The organism is Pelosinus fermentans JBW45 (genome assembly GCF_000271665.2).
Classification (GTDB): Bacteria; Bacillota; Negativicutes; order DSM-13327; family DSM-13327; genus Pelosinus; species Pelosinus baikalensis.
The window spans coordinates 4,756,239-4,773,707 of record NZ_CP010978.1 but is presented as its reverse complement, the minus strand read 5'-3'; the positions used below and the strand labels follow the sequence as shown (position 1 = coordinate 4,773,707).

Sequence of the window (17,469 nt, the reverse complement as noted above, 5' to 3'; positions counted from 1 at the left end):
TAATAACGATGAAGAGAAAGAGGAGTTACTATGGTTGAAGTATTGGATCAAGCTATCTATCTTTTAAAGGGGCAGGTCGTTATAAAAGATGCTGATAAGCTTAGCTTAGTAGAGATTAATAATCGGTTGGCTTATGAGGGACTTGCTCCATTGTTGGAGTCTAATATAGAGCAAGAGCGTGCTCGCACAGGTACCATTGCATATCAAATTCTTACTGAGCACAATATGACAGCGGACAAACGCAATTTGAAGCTGCGTTTTGATGCGTTAGCTTCTCATGATATTACGTATGTGGGAATTATTCAGACCGCTATTGCCAGCGGTTTGAAAGAATTTTCTTTGCCTTATGTACTGACAAATTGTCATAATAGCCTGTGTGCTGTTGGCGGTACCATTAATGAAGATGATCATGTTTTTGGCTTTTCAGCCGCTCGCAAATATGGAGGAATCTTTGTTCCTACGCATCAAGCGGTCATTCATCAGTACATGCGTGAGATGATGGCTGGTTGTGGCAAGATGATTCTCGGTTCCGACAGTCATACCCGTTATGGAGCCTTAGGAACTATGGCTATCGGTGAAGGCGGCGGGGAAATCGCTAAACAACTTCTTGAGCGTACCTATGATATTCGTTACCCAGAAGTGATTGCGGTATATCTTGAAGGCTGCCCGGCACCAGGTGTTGGACCTCAAGATGTTGCTCTTGCTATCATCAAGGCAGTGTTTAAAAATGGCATGGTCAAAAACAAGGTCATGGAGTTTGTTGGGCCTGGCATCACTAACCTTACTGTGGATTATCGCAATGGCATTGATGTTATGACTACAGAGACCACTTGTCTATCTTCCATTTGGCGTACTGATGAACAGGTAGAAGAATATTACAAGATTCATGGTCGTTCTGACGCTTATCGGAAGTTAGATCCTCAGGAAGTGAGTTACTATGATGGATTAGTAAAAGTAGATTTAAGTCGTGTTGAACCGATGATTGCGTTGCCTTTTCATCCCAGCAATGCCTGGACCATTTCTGAGCTAAACCAAAATATGGCTGACATTCTGCACCAAGTGGAAGCCGAAGGCCGCAAGTTGATTGACAATCCCAATGTTACATTTCAATTAACAGATAAGATCGTTAATGCCCGGCTAAAAGTAGAGCAAGCTGTTGTTGCTGGCTGTGCTGGCGGTACTTATGAAAATATTGTGGCGATGGCGCAGATCCTTGGGAAAAAATCTCTGGGCGAGTTTTCCTTAAGTGTATATCCTTCCAGCCAACCTGTATTTCTTGAACTTATGAATAACCGTTCTATTGAAAAATTGACGATTGCAGGCGCTAGCATACGATCGGCATTCTGTGGTCCTTGTTTTGGTGCTGGCGATGTCCCTGCTAATCATGCCCTTAGTATTCGTCATACTACTCGAAATTTCCTGAACCGTGAAGGCTCTAAACCAGATAATGGTCAATTAGCCTCAGTGGCATTGATGGATGCCCGTTCCATTGCAGCGACTGCTTTACATGGCGGCATCCTAACAGCGGCAACTGAAGTTGACTTTTCCTCCGTGGTATTACCATATACATTCAATCAGGAGATCTATAGGAATCGAATATACCAAGGGTTTGGGAAGCCTCATCCGGAAGAAGACCTAGTTTTTGGACCTAATATTATTCCGTGGCCAAAGATACGGTCATTGCCAGAGAACCTGTTACTTAAAATTTCGGCTGTGCTTTTAGATCCTGTTACGACAACGGATGAGCTCATACCTTCAGGTGAAACTTCATCTTATCGTTCAAACCCCTTAAAACTGGCTGAGTTTACTTTATCTCGCAGAGATCCTCAATATGTCGGCAGAGCGAAAGCAATTCAAAAAATGGAGCAAAAACGCCAAGCTTTATTAGAGCAAGGGCAAGGGTTCGAAGAAATTGAAGAGCTTTTTTTAGCAAATCTAGAAGATGGACAAACAGCAGAACAACTGCAAAACTTGATCATAAATACAGGGCTTGGCAGTATTATCTTTGCCATCAAACCTGGTGATGGCTCAGCACGAGAACAGGCAGCTTCTTGCCAAAGAGTTTTAGGGGGGGATGCAAATATTGCTATTGAATATGCTACCAAACGATATCGCAGCAATTTGATGAATTGGGGCATGATTCCTTTTACAATTGATGAGGATGACAAAGGGAAGCTTTCCGTGGATGATTTCCTATACATCCCAGAAATTCGTAAGGCAATTGAAAATGGTGCAGATAAAATTCAAGCTTTCATTATAAATTCTCATGGTAAAAATGCTATCGATTTAAAGCTTGAGAATTTGTCAAGGAATGACCGAGATATTATCTTGGCGGGTTCTTTGATCAATTATTATGTGAAATCTAACAAAGGTTAAAAATTAATATTAGTTGGGACGGTATTCTAGAAAAATTGGTCACAAAATGAAAAGAATGAAAGGAGAGGTAGAGATATTATGGAAAAAGTTTCACTAAAAGGCGTCATTGATATGCATGTTCATTCATTGCCAGATATCCGAGAAAGGGCCTACAACGATTTTCAAATGATGGAGGCTGGAATCAGGGTCGGTGCTCGGGCAATTGTAATTAAATCTCACCATGGTACAACCATGAATCGAGCATTTCTGGTAAATGAGCATAATAAAATTGTCCATAAAGGAAGTAACAACTTTACGATGTTTGGCAGCATAACTTTAAATCATGCCATTGGCGGTCTGAATCCCATCGCAGTAGAAACTGGTCTGAAAATGGGTGCTAAAGTAGTCTGGCTGCCAACAACCCATGCTGCTAATCAATTGCGGAAAAACGGAAAGACTGGCGGTATTGAATGCTTAGACAATGGAAAAGTAAAGGAACCCCTTAAGGAAATCTTTAAAATGATTAAGGAATATGATGCTGTTCTTGGAACAGGGCATTTATCTCCAGAAGAAATTTTTCCTGTGGTTGATCAGGCGAAAAGTATGGGCTTAAATAAAATTGTTATTACTCATCCGGAATTTTGGGTTGTAGGAATGTCCCATGAAGATCAGATAAGAATTGTAAAGGACTATGATGTATATTTGGAAAGATGTTACGCTCAGCCTATGGGTGGTGGTCTTTACAAGAGCAATCTTGAAGATAATCTACTGATCATAAAGGAAGTCGGTTATAAGAACGTAATGGTTGACACAGATGGTGGACAGGTTGAGAATCCTAACTGGGAGCTGGCATTGGAAGAATACATGCAGTATCTGGCTGACAATGGCATTACCAAAGAACAGCTTGACGTAATGACCAAGAAAATCCCATCGATGCTACTTGGATTAAATGAATAGTTTATACAAGGAGGAAAAATATGATTAGCTTTATTGTAGTGCTTGCAATTGCAATTTCGATTGCCCTAGGTTATAAGACTAAGATTAATACCGGATTTTTTGCTATTTCCTTTGCGTACATTATCGGGTGCTTCTTTTTAAACCTAAAGACCAGTGAAGTCATAAGTATGTGGCCAATGAGCATCTTCTTTGTTATTTTTGCAGTTTCTCTTTTCTATAACTTTGCTCTTGTAAATGGCACATTGGAGAAACTAGCTACGTATCTATTGTATAGTTGTCGCAAAGTTCCACGGATACTTCCATTTGTTATTTTCTTTGCAGCAGTACTGATTGCTAGCTTAGGTGCAGGCTTTTTTACAGTCTTGGCTTTCATGGCCCCCATTACACTTCTGCTGTGTGAAAAGACCGGCATGAGCAAAATGATCGGCGCGGTGGCCGCAAACTATGGTGCACTGGCAGGGGCTAACTTCATGACCAGTCAAAGCGGCATTATCTTTAAAAGCTTAATTGAATCTGCCGGTTATCCTGCTGAAATAGCTTTTGGCTATACAACTGCCATATTTATAAGCACTATGATTATTCCCATTCTGGTTATTTCCGGACTACTAATATTCACCAATACGAAAAAGACACTTAGTAGAAACTTGAATATTGAAAAACCAGAGCCTTTTGATCAGAAGCAAAAGACAACCTTATATCTTATTATTTTGATGATGGCTATTGTACTGGCTGCTCCTGTTCTGCATATAATCCTTCCTCTTAACAAGACGATTACCTTTATTAATTCTAAAATTGACATTGGACTTATTTCCATCGTGTTTTCTGTAGTGGCACTTATGCTTAAGCTTGCTGATGAGAAAAAGGTTGTTGCTAAGGTTCCATGGAGTACTCTGATTATGATTTGTGGTGTTGGAATGCTGATTTCAGTGGCGATCAAAGCCGGAACTATTCAACTTCTTGCAAAATGGATTGGAGGTAATATGCCTGCTTTCCTGGTGCCTATTGCACTAAGCATTGTTGGTGGAATTATGTCATTTTTTAGTAGTACACTAGGAGTGGTTACTCCAGCTTTATTTCCCATTATTCCTTCTATTGTAGCTGCAACGGGCATTAACCCAATGGTTCTGTTCATTAGTGTTGTTATTGGTGCTCAAGCGACTGCGATTTCTCCCTTCTCTTCCGGCGGCAGCCTGTTATTAGGCTCATGCACCAATGAAGAGGATCGTAACAGCTTATTTTCCAATTTGTTGTTCAAAGCAGTTCCGATGTGTCTTGGAGCTGCTGCAATTGTAAGTATCATAATCTCCGTTATGATATAAGACAGTATTCATAATAAAAGTCCCTGCTATATTCTGTTTATGGAATATAGCAGGGACTTTCTATTTGTTGACCATGTAAAAGATGCAGCACCATATTACAGCTGCTGTAGACAGTGTTTACTATCCAATGGGTCTAAGTGAATGCTGCCGACAGGTGCTCCTAATAAATTTTCAATTAATTTTCCGGCAATTTCTAATTTATTCGCTACGATGATAGGATCTACTTCACGATCAAACTCTAAAGGCGAGCTTGCTTCCAGTAAGGCAGCCATAATGCCAGCAAAAAAAGAAAATGTTTCATCCATATGTATGACATTTGTTAGCCCTTCTTTGTTGCCTTGCTCTAGGATTCCTTTAAAGATTGGCTGCGTAGTGAACAGCATTTGCCGCCAAAGTTTATTAATTAACAAACCCTGTTTCTCTTTATATAAAATCTTGCCGATTAGGCCTGGTTCATCACAGTAGCATAATTTATAGAAAAGGTTAAAAAATAGTTGTAATTTCTCTAATACCGTATTTTTGTCGGAATAAAAGGTCTGAACTTCCAGCAGCATAGTTGTCACATGGCGGGCAAATATCGCTTCTAAGATCGCTTCTTTAGAAGCAAAATAATAATAGAATGTTCCTTGGGCTACGCCCACCTTTTTCACAATCGTACTTACTGTAGTTTGCTGATATCCCAGCAAAATAAATAGTTCTTGCGCTGCATCCATCAGCTCAGCCTGACGTATTTCAGGATCTTTCGTAACTCTAATCATAAAGAACACCCCTCTTCCATGAAACTGACTACGATCAGTTAACATTTTAAATAAAAAAGAAAATTTTGTCAAGAGATTGCTTCACTCTGTTCGCAATGGCAAACAGAGCAAATAGAACGATTTAACCGCAGAGACGCAGAGGACGCTGAGGGGAATTTTTAACCCTATCTGTCTTTTCTCTGTGTTCTCTGCGTCTCTGCGGTTCGGTTTACTTTCTATGTTTTAAAGTACACATAACGTTTTTTTATTGATATTGTTCAGGATAGAGTGCATGAGAAATTTTCTCGATTGCGTCAACTGTACGGATTCCACCGTTGTTAACAGTGAAGAAAGGAAGGTTAATAATGCTGCCTTTCTGAATTGCTCTCATACTTTGTAATGCTGAGACTTCATGTAACGCTTTTAATGCTTCTTCATCAGTAAGATCCTTTGCACCTTCATTTTTATCATGGGATACATAGATAATGAAATCCGGGTCAAAGGCCAGTACTTTTTCGGCACCGACAAAGGAGGTGATGTCTTGGCAAAGGTTCTTGCCACCAGCGAGATCGATCATGTTGCTAATTAAATAATGGCTGTCATAGACCGAAAAGGTGCCATTGAAATGATCTTGCAGTACAATCACTGTTTTTTTCTGAGGAATGTCTTTGGTCGCTGCTTGGATTTTGCCAACGCGGTCTTTGAGGTTTTGGATATAAGGAGTCGTTTTTTCCGGAATGCCGAAGATGGTGCCCATATCAGCAATAAAGGCATAGACGACATTATCGAGAGTGGGTTCGCTTTTGGTTAGTGTACTTTGCATTACAAAGGTTCCAATGCCGCGTTCCTGCCAGGACTTTACATCTCCCAGTTCGCTGGAACGGAAATTATGAGCCCAGCCAATGATCATATCGGGCTGCATTTCCAGTAATTCTTCTTGGGAAGGAAGATATTTGGCCCTCATGATGGCAAGCTTGGCATATTTCTCGGCTATCCGGTCTAAAGGAGCACCATAGGGGGCGATGGTGGATAAAATACGGTCTTCAAGGCCCAATTCTAACAGCAGTTCCGTTGCGCCTGGGTGAATAATGGCCACTCTTTCAGGAGCCTTTTTATAGGTATAGGAAATTGGGTTTTCATAACTGTCGTAATTAGAGATGGTAACGGGATACTTTGCATCATTGCTTTGGGAAGGGGTTGAGGCAGCTTTTGGTATAGCAGCAGGATTGGATTGACCACAGCCTGCTAGTGACAGGATGCCCATAAAGCATAGGATAAGGATAATCGGGCTCAGTCTCGTTTTTTTCATTATACATCTCCTCTTAAGCATGGCGACAAGTGGGGTAATACGTAATAGAAAGATAGCCTGTAGCTGGATTCTTTTGAATATCGCATTCAATTTCATATACATCTCGGACCAGTTGGGGAGTTAGAATTTCATTCGGTACGCCACTTGTGATTACAGTGCCTTCTTTTAATACATATAATTTATGGCAGTACATTGCTGCCAGACTTAGGTCATGCAGCGCCGCAAGTACACCAATACCAAGTGACTTTACAATTGAAAGAATCTGGAGCTGATATTTAATGTCCAAATGATTTGTCGGTTCATCTAAAATTAATAATTGAGGCTGCTGGGTCAAAGCGCGCGCTAATATAATTCGCTGCTTTTCACCCCCAGATAAGGTGGAAAAACTACGATTAGCGTGTTTCTCCATACCTACTTTTCGGATGGACTCCATAGCAATTGCATAATCGGCAGGGGTATCTGAGCCTAATAAGCTTTTATGAGGTGTACGCCCCATCATAACCATGTCTAGCACTGTAAAATCAAAGTTAATGCTATTGAATTGTCCTACGACCCCCATTTTTTTAGCGGATTCGGATAATTTAACATCTTTTAGATTCTGTCCGTCTAACAGAATCATGCCGCTATTGGGCTGAATGATTCGATAGATGGTGCGCAATAATGTGGACTTTCCACTGCCATTGGGGCCAATGATGCCTACAAATTCTCCTTTGGCAACCGCCAAGGAAATATCTTGAATAATGTTTTTATCGCCAAACTTTACATTAATATTTTTTAATTCCAGATCCATTCCGAACCTCCTTACTTATTTCCAAAATCAAAGGACTGCTTAAACAGAATATACATGAAAAAGGGTGCTCCCACTACGGCCGTGATGATACCGATGGGCAATTCACCACTTTTCAAAATGATGCGTGCCAATACATCAGCCCATGTTAAGAAAATAGCTCCGATTAGGATAGTACCTGGCATTAAACGTCTGTGATCTGACCCGACTAGACCACGCACCACATGGGGAATTACCAGTCCCACAAACCCAAAAATACCGCAGACAGAAACGATCAGTCCTGTAATGAGGGCCGTAATAATCATATATATACGACGTATTTTCGTCAGATTGATGCCTAAGGTGATAGCAGCCTCCTCTCCTAAGAGTAAGGTATTGAGGGTGCGGGATTGAAATAGAAAGAATAGACAACACAGGGTAACTCCAACAACGGGTAACATTAGATTATCCCATTTAGCTGCGGCTAATGATCCCATATTCCAGAAGGTGACGCTGCGAATGCCTTCTGCATCATTGGAGATATATACCAGTAAATTTGAGAGGGCTATGAATAAAGCACTGGCAATAGAACCGGATAGAACCATTTTCACAGTTGACATTCTACCCCCGATACCCGATAAGACCAGAACAAAGAAGGACGCTCCCAATGCCCCGACAAATGCCCAAACGGCAGTACCAAGATCAAAGAATAATCCAGAGGCGCTGCCGATAAGGATGGAGAAAGTTGCACCGAGGGAAGCTCCGGCGGATATACCAAGAATATAGGGTTCTGCTAGAGGATTTTGCACAGAAGCCTGCATGACAGTACCGCACATAGCAAGGCCTGCGCCTACAACAGCAGACAGAATAACACGAGGCAAACGGATTTGCCATATGATATCCATATGAGCAGGGGACACCTGGCTCATCACGTTATCGATATTTAAATGAAACAGTTTGTAAGCAATAATCTTATAGGCGATGTCAGGAGGGATTTTTACCGTGCCCAAACCAACTGCCAGTAACATAGAGAGTAAAGCAAGTATACCGAGGCCTGTCAGCAAAAGTAAAAAAACATGATTCTTTTGGATGACAGCATCGTATTCAATGGATGGTCGCTGTTTTAATTGTGTCATATTTGTAAAAATCTCCTACTTCATTTTTGGCAACTAATGGCAGGGGGCATCCTTTAGAATGCTATTGAGAAGAATCCTCAATACTCATTCTAAAGGGTGCTGCGCTTTTTGTAAACTACATCATTTTAGATAAATGAATATGCACTGCCCGCCAACAATGGGGGCAGTGCATATTTGATTGTAGTAGAATTTACATACGATGCTCTACGCCGACGTAGAAGCTTCGTCCTGGCATAGGATAAGAACCTGCATCATACCAGACATGTGCTAGTTCGTAAGCTTCATTAGTCAAGTTGTAACCCTTCGCATATATGCGAGTACTGGAATTGAGCTGGTAGTTTACTACCATGTCTAGTGTTAGATAAGATTTTGATGTGTATCCTTCTAAGCTACGACCAGTTGCGGATCGCATTGTAAGGTCTGCATTCCATTTATCCTGGTTATACTGCACCCCTAAATGGTATCCGTTTGGTTGACTATTATTAATATCATTAGTATAACTTGAAGCACCATCAGTTTTTCTTTTAATTTTTGTGTAAGCATAGCCAGCAGATAAATCCCACTGAGGTGATAATTTATGAGTGAAATTTAAGTCTAATCCTTGTCTTTTTTCACGATCCACGTTGAAGTATTGAGTAATGCCGTCCCATCTCCAGTCAAGAGCATTTTTAAGTTGACTACTGTAAAGGCTGGCTTGAAGTTTTGTCCCACCTTTAAATTTGGTATTCATGCCTACTGTAATGGTACTTCCTGTTTCTGGCTTAAGGTTGGGATTTCCTATCCAATAAGATGTATTACTAAAAAGCTGAGCAATAGTAGGGTTTCTTACAGATTGTCCCCAAGATGCATAGATATTGGTATTTTCGTTGATTTCGCGATTGATAGCTAAGCGAGAAGTAGTGTTGTCACCAACGATACTTTGATCGTCATAGCGTGTACCTACAGATAAAGTCCATTTGCTAGGAAGTTTCCATCTGTTTTCTAGGAAAACAGATTTTGTAGAAACGCTGCGATTTAGAGAGTCTTCATCATCTAAATGCTCTTGACGCCAATTTGCGCCACCCAACAGGGTCTGATTTTCGTTCAATTTCCAACTCTGCTGCCACTCAGCACCTTTAGCATTAAGGTCATATGAATAGGGGCTAATCCCATCTGATTTTAATAAAGAATTATAAGTGGTTCCTTCCGAGGCGTTACGATATACACGAAAAAAGTTTTCTGCCTCTGTGTTTTGCTTCCAACTATAAGTCAATGCGATATTGTTAGATGATAAATCCTCGTATCCGCCAGGATAAGAAACAGCGCCACTATTAAGAGCAGCACCGAAACCTTGTTGATCTTCTGTATGGTCAACTTGTAAGGAGAGTGCACGTCCTTCTCCCAATTCTTTATCTAATCGAAGAGTGATCAATTTTTGATCAATTTGACTATCTGCAAAGGTTTTTGTTGTACCTGTTTTTGCATCTTTATATTCAAAGCTGTCTCTTTTTTTCTGCTCAGCCGTGATAAAATAACCTATGCCATTTGTCTTTCCCTCAGTTGTAAGAGAATATCTGCGAAGTCCCCAGTTGCCAAATTCAGAAGCAATGGATGTACTGGTTGTTTCTGCTTTCCGAGTGATAATATTAATAACTCCGCCTACGGCATCACTGCCATATAAGGAGGAGCCTGGTCCACGCACAATTTCAATACGCTCGATGTTCTTTGTAGATAGACTATCAATATTTATAGCATGGTCATTGCCGCTTACCGTGAGATGAGACCAATTCATTTTGCGTCCATCAATTAAGACGAGTACTCGATCGTCTCCATTAAGGATGGGATACGTAGCAAAGCTACTTTCCCCCATTTCTACATTATTTTTGCGTAAAACATCAGATAGGCGGGTGAAACCACCTTTTTCAATTTCCTCCTGTGTAATTACTGTAACATTTGCTGCAACCTCCGTCTTTTTGACAGGAATACGGTTGGCAGTTACCACATATTCATCGAAATTATAGGTTTCTTCTGTTGCGGAGGCTTCTTCAGCGGCTACGATTCCGGAAGTACTTAATACTATAGCACTGCCTAATAGTGAGCATAATAATTTTTTTTGCTGCTTGTTAATGGTAATCTCTCCTTATATTCCGTTATTGTAATTATAAAATAGATAATGGCCTTATGTAATAAATTATGAGAAAATAGCAACTGTGCTGACTAATTGACTGACGACAGTCAGTGTGTTGTAAAAAATATATGTTTTATTTCTTCATAGCTCACACCTTTCTTTTTCCGTATCATAGTGAAAAATAGTTAGAGAATATAAACAGCAGGAGATACGTGAATTATTTATTTGACGGTTAGCAAAAAAAAGAAATATAATAACCTACGGGTCATCAATCAGATTGATGGATCAATATCCAATTGAATTGACTGACGACAGTCAAAGTGATAAGATGTTAACTTGTTGAAGATGATAATCATGATCAATTAAGATTATAGTCGTTTCAAAAATGTTAGTCAATACTAAATTATATTTTATTTTTAGGTTATGTATATTTCACAGAGGCATGGGATTGATTCACTCGCTATAAAAGACAATGAGCAAGGAAATTTTAAATACTTTATGAAAGTAGGATTTTTGCAAATGAGTAAGTTGAAATATTCTAAAATGCCACTTATGATCTTAATTGTGAATATGTTTATTGCTCAAGTGGGGGTGGGGCTGATCATCCCCATTTTACCTAAATTTGTGCAGGATTTTGGGGTAAATAACGCCACTCTTGGTTATTTGGTGTCGGCAATGGGATTCACCCAATTTTTATTTTCACCTCTTGCAGGTAAGTGGGCGGACCAGTATGGGCGCAAAATTATCATTGTTTCTGGAATCGGTTTATTTAGTGTATCACAGTATCTTTTCGGTGTGGCTAACGAGTTGTGGATGCTGTATGTATCCAGATTGATTGGCGGAATCGGTATTGCCTTTACAACTCCGGCAATTACGGCCTATGTGGCAGATATCACCACAGAGGAAAATCGCGGCAAAAGCCTCGGCTGGATAGGAGCAGCTATGTCTTTTGGTGTTGTAATTGGGCCTGGCATTGGAGGTTTTTTGGCTGAATATGGCTTACGCCTTCCCTTTTATGTGGCTTCGGCTGCTTCCGCCTTCTCCATGGTCGCAGCTTTTTTGCTGTTACCTGAGACTTTATCCCAAGAGAAACAATTACTTGCTAGAAATTCACTGCGAAAAAGTGAAAATATCTTCTCGCAGGTTGCGTTGTCTTTTAAGGCTCCCTACTTATTTTTACTGGTATTGATTTTTATTTTGACATTTGGGTTAGTGAGTGTGGAAGTGGTTTTTGGGCTGTATGTGGATGTAAAATATGGATACACACCTAAGGATATAGCGATTCTACTTATGGTAGGTGTGTTAATGGGTGTTCTTGTCCAGGCCCTATTGATTGATTGGCTGCTCCGCTGCTTTGGCGAAAAACGGGTTATCAATATGAGTTTGGTTTTATCAGCAGCATCTTTAGCACTAATGCTGCTTCCAGGGAGCTTTTGGTACATACTTCTTGTAACAACACTTCATATTGCCTTCACTTCCATTTTACGCCCCGCAATTAATACGTTATTATCCAAGATGGCAGGGGAAGAACAAGGCTTTGTGGCTGGTATGAATAATGCTTATACCAGTCTGGGAATTATCATTGGCCCATCCATTGCAGGTATCTTATTTGATATTCATATTAATTTACCCTATCTATTTGGTGTAACTCTTATATTAGTTAGTTTGGCGATACCTGCTTTGACCTTGAAGAAAGAACGGGCGCAGTCTGTTTGCTGTCCAAAGAATAACTGGTTCTAATATTGCTGATCGCGGCTATAGGAAAAAGCTCCTGCAAAGTGTATAGATAACTTTACAGGAGCTTTAAAAATATAAATAGAACCCTTTGTGTCCTTTGCGCCTTTGTGGTTCCTTTTCTTTATCCTTTCTCTTTGCAGTCTTCGCATCTTCGCGGTTCAATCATTTTATTTTTTAAGACTGTGCAATGTTTTCTTAAAAGATTTCCAATCCAATTGGGCAATGGTCACTGCCCATGACATCAGGATAAATGGTAGCCTCTTTAATAGCCTCTCTTAATGTGTTAGACACTAGAAAGTAGTCAATACGCCAACCGATATTGCGGGCTCTGGCATTCATCATATAGGACCACCAGGTATAGGCATCGATTTTATCAGGATATATATGGCGAAAAGTGTCGGTAAAGCCAGCTTCTAATAAAGCTGTCATTTTATCTCTTTCCTCATCAGTGAACCCAGCATTGCGTCGATTGGTTTTTGGGTTCTTAATGTCGATTTCCTGATGAGCAACATTGATATCGCCGCAAATAATGACAGGTTTACTCTGATTCAGAGTGATAAGATAGGTTCTAAATTCATCCTCCCATCTCATACGGTAGTCCAAGCGGAGGAGTTCTCGCTTAGAGTTGGGAGTATAGACATTTACAAGAAAAAAATTTTCAAACTCCAAGGTGATGAGGCGGCCTTCTTGGTCATGCTCTTCTATATTCAAACCATAGATAACAGATAATGGTGTTATGCGTGTAAAAACGGCAGTACCGGAGTATCCCTTTTTTACAGCGCTATTCCAATATTTTTCGTATCCGATAAGTCCAATTTCGGCTTGGTCAGGATGCATTTTTGTCTCTTGTATGCAAAAGATATCAGCATCTGCAGTATTGAAAAAACCTTCAAAGCCTTTTGAAAGGCATGCTCTTAAACCATTTACATTCCATGATATTAATTTCATATATGAACCTCACTCTTAAATATATTGCTTTAAGTTTATGTGAATGACATAAAAAATGCAAGGATAAGATGTAGGTCTTGACAGGTATTAAACTGTTTCATGTAGAATCATGTACCCATTGAAGAAGAACTTATAGTTGGCAAAGAATAAATAAAAGAGGTGATTTTTTATGGGAAAGAGCATAGAGAAGAGTACGAAGGGCAATATGGAGAATCGGATGTACTTTATGGATAATTTGCGAGCCTTTATTATTTTATTGGTAATCGTTTTTCACGTAGCTATCGGTTATATGGCACCTGCACCTGAATGGTGGTATGTGGTTGATATAAAGAGCCATCCGGTATTTAATCTTTTTGTGATGACTACTGATGTTTTTATTATGCCGATTCTATTTTTACTTGCCGGATATTTTACAATGCCTGTCTTAGAGAAACAGGGGATGAGTACATTCTTACGAGAAAAGTTCTTTCGAATTGTGCTTCCTTGGATTGCTGGTGTACTATTTCTAGCACCGGCAATTACTTATATGATTTGGTATAGCCGTACAAGTACACCGCCAGCCTATTTTACCTATTTGATTACTAATTTCTTTAGTGCTGCTACCTTTAATCATGCTCATTATTGGTTTTTAGGGGACTTAGCCTGGTTCTTTGTGTTCTTTGCTGCTATCTATAAAGCCTTCCCTTCCTTATTTCAACGTAAGGCAGAAGCTTCGTCCCCATCTTTCGTATTTTTAGTGCTGTTTGGTCTAGTTACGGCAGCAACTTTTTTTATCGCAAATTTTTATTTTTATGCAGATGAATGGTTTAGCAGGTTGTACATTATTTCTTTTCAGCCTACTCGATTTTTTTTATGTGCCTGCTATTTTGCCTTAGGTATACATGCTTGGCAAAATCGATGGTTTACGGAAGAGGGATATATGCCACATTTTAGTTATTGGATGAGTGCATCTGTTATTACAATGCTAGTGTTTACTTATTATCGCATTACCTTTACCAATACTACACCCATCGCATTAAAGGCAGGCCATGCCATTCTACATTCCTTTTTCTGTCTTACTACAGTGTTTGGTTTTATTAGTTTCTTTCATAAGGATTTTAATAGCAAAGGATATTTGTGGCGCAGGTTATCAGCCAATTCCTACAGAATTTACTATATACATCAATTTGTCGTTTTACCAATAGCATATATGGTACAAAAATTTGACGTCTCTGTGTGGGTCAAATATTTTTCGGTGTCTGCGATTTGTTTAGTATCTTGCTTCATGCTATCCGAATATGTTATAGGCAAGGTAATGTTTCAAAAATATGAGAAAATCCTTGTAAAATAAAAGAAATGGCAGTATAATGTATATCATAAGAGAACGAATGTCCTTTCTGCGCGGTAATTTTGAAAGTGAAACGCTTGAGTCAAAGGGGACTCTTCTACATTTTTGTAGAAGAGTCCCCTTTTTACGGTATTAAAACTACGGATTGCTAGATAAAAAATGGAGAAACCTTAACGTTGTCCTATATTTTTAGAGTGTAAAGTGGTAAATGCGTTATCAGCGAGTGAGCATCTAAATAAAAGGATTTTAAAATAAGATAGGGTGAAGAATATGGTGAGAGGCATAGGGGAAAATAGCTTAACGAAAATTTTCTTGACACGAAGTTTCTTAGGGCCAATATTTCGACCACTTTTGTTTTCGAGGGAAGAATATATACACGATACCTTTTTAGAAGAAATCACAATGTTAACGCAGGATATAATGGCAATGCCAGACTTGGAGCAAAGAGGTCTTACTTATTATTGGTTAATTGAGGTTCCTAAATCATTATTTGAAGGGTTATTTATCATTACGGATCATCATCAGAAAATGTGTAATTTCTCAGATTATACAAATGGTAAGGATGGGACTGGATTAGGCTATCTCACTCAAGGGTATATCTTGGCAATTTTACCTTATCTAGTGGAGAAAGATCAATTATTGGATCAGTTGGTACATCCTACAATCGATGATCTAGAAAAAATTATTTTTACGATGTTTGGTCCCGAAAATCTAATTTTCCAATATCAAAACCATTTTGGACAGTTAATCAATGATATGCTTAAAGAGCCAATCAATGATGTGATTTTGGTATCCTATATACAGCAGGTTATTGATCATATGGAGAAAAATTCAATGGTTTCCAGGGATGAGAACCAGCTGATTCAGATCCGGCAGGAAACAATAGAGTATTTCTTATGGAAGTTACAAAATATAAAACTTTCTGCTGCTGCCATGGTTCGGTATTTCAAAGAAGCAGGAATTGATAGGGCGGTCCAATTACCTGGTAAAGAAGGGGATTATTGAGAAAAATGCAAAAAATTTATCCATAGAAAAACCCAAACCGCAAGAAAACGGTTTGGGTTTTTCATAGCCTCATACTATACGCGAACATGGTTAGCTTATTGTTATCAGATTAAATAAGATGGGAGAGGTGTGCTACTTCTAGCAGTGTTAACATTACTGCAATGGCAGTGAAAGCGAAAGCGCCTAATTGAAGAACCATGAGATCAACCCTTTCTGTGTTTTTTCCCGAATGTAAAAAAGTTCTAAATAATGTGTACATATAGATTAAACTGACAATTTAAAAAATAGGATATAGATTGCGTCTATAAGGCAATTCTTAGTTTAATAGATTAGCGAAGTATTATCAAATCCTTTAAGAGGTGGTCTGACCAGCATATGGCTCATTAAACAAAATTAGATAGAATTTACTTCTATTTTCTTAAAAATTCAAACATAGCCAAACATTTGAACAAAGAAAACATTCAGAAATAAACAAATATTCTAAAAATAAGCGCAATTAATATAAATAAGTAAGATAAATTGATTTCAAAGTAGTTGATTTGGGGTGAAAGTTACAAAATGCAATTAAATTGAGAGAAAAAGGAGTTTTAATGGAATCAAAGGCTTCTTTATGATATAGTAAAAAAAATAAGCGAGTTGACACATCAAATGTAGTTAGGAATTTTTTAGGAGGCTAGAGTGGATCTATTTCTTATTATTTTTAGGTAGTTTAGGGGGCTTTAAACTTGGGTTGGCGTAGAAATCTTTGGGTATTATCTATTGCAGTGATGTTATCAGGTTCAAGTTATACAATGGTCATTCCGTTTTTACCATTATATCTTTTGGATATAGGTGTAAGTCAGAGTGATGTAAATGTGTGGTCAGGTGTTATCTTCTCCATCTCTTTTTTGGTTTCGGCCATAATGGCACCTTATTGGGGACGACACGCGGATAAAAGCGGTAAACGACGTATGATTATGCGAGCTGGATTTAGCCTTGCAGTCGTATATTTTTTGGGCGCATTTGTTAGAAATCCTGTGGATTTATTGTTAGTCAGAATTCTGCAGGGCTTTGCCAATGGGTTTGTGCCAGCATCTATGGCGATTATAGCTTCATCTGTACCAAAAGAAAAAATGGGCTTTAGTTTAGGCGTTATGCAGACAACACTTTTAATGGGCGGAATTTTAGGTCCGTTAATGGGCGGAAGCTTATCACATTTTTTCGGTATGCGTTTATCTTTTGTGATTGCTGCAGGTATTATATTTCTAGGAACCGTTGGCGTAGGCATATTGGTAAAAGAGCCAGTCAATAATGAACCGCCTAGTGAAGGCAGTATGTTGGATGATTTGAAGATTGCATTTCATAACCGAAAGCTAGTAGAAATGCTACTGCTGCTTTTCGGTGCACAAATGATTAGTATGACACTGCAGCCTCTGATTACGTTGTATGTTGCCGAGCTCCAGGGAAATATGGAGGGGGTTGCGTTAACGGCAGGGATTATATATAGTATGGCAGGTATTGCTGGTGCGATATCGGCACCGATGTGGGGCAAGCTGGGGCAGAAAAAGGGGTTTATTCAAATTTTAGTGATTGCCTTTATCGGTGCAGGGATCTTTAATATGGGACAATTTTTTATAGTCAATATTTATCAGTTTAGTGTACTCCAATTCTTTTTTGGTCTATTTATCGTTGGCGTATATCCTGCTATCAATACAATTGCTGTAAATTCGACAGATAAAGCGTTTCAGGGCGGATCTTTGGTCTTACAACTACAGCAAATCATCTAG

The 17,469-nt window shown here is 39.2% G+C and carries 13 protein-coding genes; 7 read left to right on the top strand and 6 right to left on the bottom strand.

Annotated features, from left to right (window positions below; all coding sequences use genetic code 11):
* The first annotated feature begins 30 nt into the window (after window positions 1-30).
* From JBW_RS21180 to JBW_RS21170, 3 genes are all read left to right on the top strand, one after another.
* Window positions 31-2,376: a hydratase gene (locus JBW_RS21180; RefSeq protein WP_007960166.1), complete on the top strand. Its 2,346-nt coding sequence runs from the start codon at window positions 31-33 to the stop codon at window positions 2,374-2,376.
* 78 nt (window positions 2,377-2,454) lie between these two features.
* Window positions 2,455-3,312 carry a DUF6282 family protein gene (locus JBW_RS21175; protein WP_007960167.1) on the top strand — a complete coding sequence of 286 codons (858 nt, stop codon included), beginning with the start codon at window positions 2,455-2,457 and terminating at the stop codon, window positions 3,310-3,312.
* Between the two features lie 20 nt (window positions 3,313-3,332).
* A complete protein-coding gene (locus JBW_RS21170) occupies window positions 3,333-4,631 on the top strand; it encodes an SLC13 family permease (RefSeq protein WP_007960169.1) in 1,299 nt (432 codons plus the stop codon).
* Window positions 4,632-4,726: 95 nt separating this feature from the next.
* On the opposite strand, the gene JBW_RS21165 is transcribed toward JBW_RS21170, so the two are convergent.
* From JBW_RS21165 to JBW_RS21145, 5 genes are all read right to left on the bottom strand, one after another.
* Window positions 4,727-5,389 (bottom strand): TetR/AcrR family transcriptional regulator, encoded by a 663-nt coding sequence (locus JBW_RS21165; RefSeq protein ID WP_007960175.1) that lies wholly within the window; start codon window positions 5,387-5,389, stop codon window positions 4,727-4,729.
* Window positions 5,390-5,633: 244 nt separating this feature from the next.
* Window positions 5,634-6,677: an ABC transporter substrate-binding protein gene (locus JBW_RS21160; RefSeq protein ID WP_007960184.1), complete on the bottom strand. Its 1,044-nt coding sequence runs from the start codon at window positions 6,675-6,677 to the stop codon at window positions 5,634-5,636.
* 13 nt (window positions 6,678-6,690) lie between these two features.
* Complete coding sequence (locus tag JBW_RS21155) at window positions 6,691-7,467, bottom strand: ABC transporter ATP-binding protein (protein ID WP_007960186.1); 777 nt, start codon at window positions 7,465-7,467, stop codon at window positions 6,691-6,693.
* A gap of 11 nt (window positions 7,468-7,478) precedes the next feature.
* Complete coding sequence (locus JBW_RS21150; protein WP_007960188.1) at window positions 7,479-8,579, bottom strand: FecCD family ABC transporter permease; 1,101 nt, start codon at window positions 8,577-8,579, stop codon at window positions 7,479-7,481.
* A 190-nt stretch (window positions 8,580-8,769) separates the two neighbouring features.
* Complete coding sequence (locus tag JBW_RS21145; protein WP_007960189.1) at window positions 8,770-10,560, bottom strand: TonB-dependent receptor plug domain-containing protein; 1,791 nt, start codon at window positions 10,558-10,560, stop codon at window positions 8,770-8,772.
* 645 nt (window positions 10,561-11,205) lie between these two features.
* Between JBW_RS21145 and JBW_RS21140 the strand changes: the two genes are divergently transcribed.
* Entirely contained in the window at window positions 11,206-12,426 is a 1,221-nt protein-coding gene (locus tag JBW_RS21140) for an MFS transporter (RefSeq protein ID WP_007960190.1), read from the top strand.
* A gap of 192 nt (window positions 12,427-12,618) precedes the next feature.
* Here JBW_RS21140 and JBW_RS21135 read toward each other — a convergent pair whose 3' ends face one another.
* Entirely contained in the window at window positions 12,619-13,371 is a 753-nt protein-coding gene (locus JBW_RS21135) for an exodeoxyribonuclease III (RefSeq protein ID WP_007960191.1), read from the bottom strand.
* 169 nt (window positions 13,372-13,540) lie between these two features.
* Between JBW_RS21135 and JBW_RS21130 the strand changes: the two genes are divergently transcribed.
* The 3 genes from JBW_RS21130 to JBW_RS21120 all read left to right on the top strand — a co-directional run bounded on the left by JBW_RS21130 (window position 13,541) and on the right by JBW_RS21120 (window position 17,469).
* Window positions 13,541-14,701 carry an acyltransferase family protein gene (locus JBW_RS21130; RefSeq protein ID WP_007960192.1) on the top strand — a complete coding sequence of 387 codons (1,161 nt, stop codon included), beginning with the start codon at window positions 13,541-13,543 and terminating at the stop codon, window positions 14,699-14,701.
* Between the two features lie 399 nt (window positions 14,702-15,100).
* Window positions 15,101-15,703 carry a hypothetical protein gene (locus tag JBW_RS21125; protein WP_235334088.1) on the top strand — a complete coding sequence of 201 codons (603 nt, stop codon included), beginning with the start codon at window positions 15,101-15,103 and terminating at the stop codon, window positions 15,701-15,703.
* A gap of 725 nt (window positions 15,704-16,428) precedes the next feature.
* Window positions 16,429-17,469, top strand: a complete 1,041-nt coding sequence (locus JBW_RS21120) for an MFS transporter (protein WP_007960194.1) — start codon at window positions 16,429-16,431, stop codon at window positions 17,467-17,469.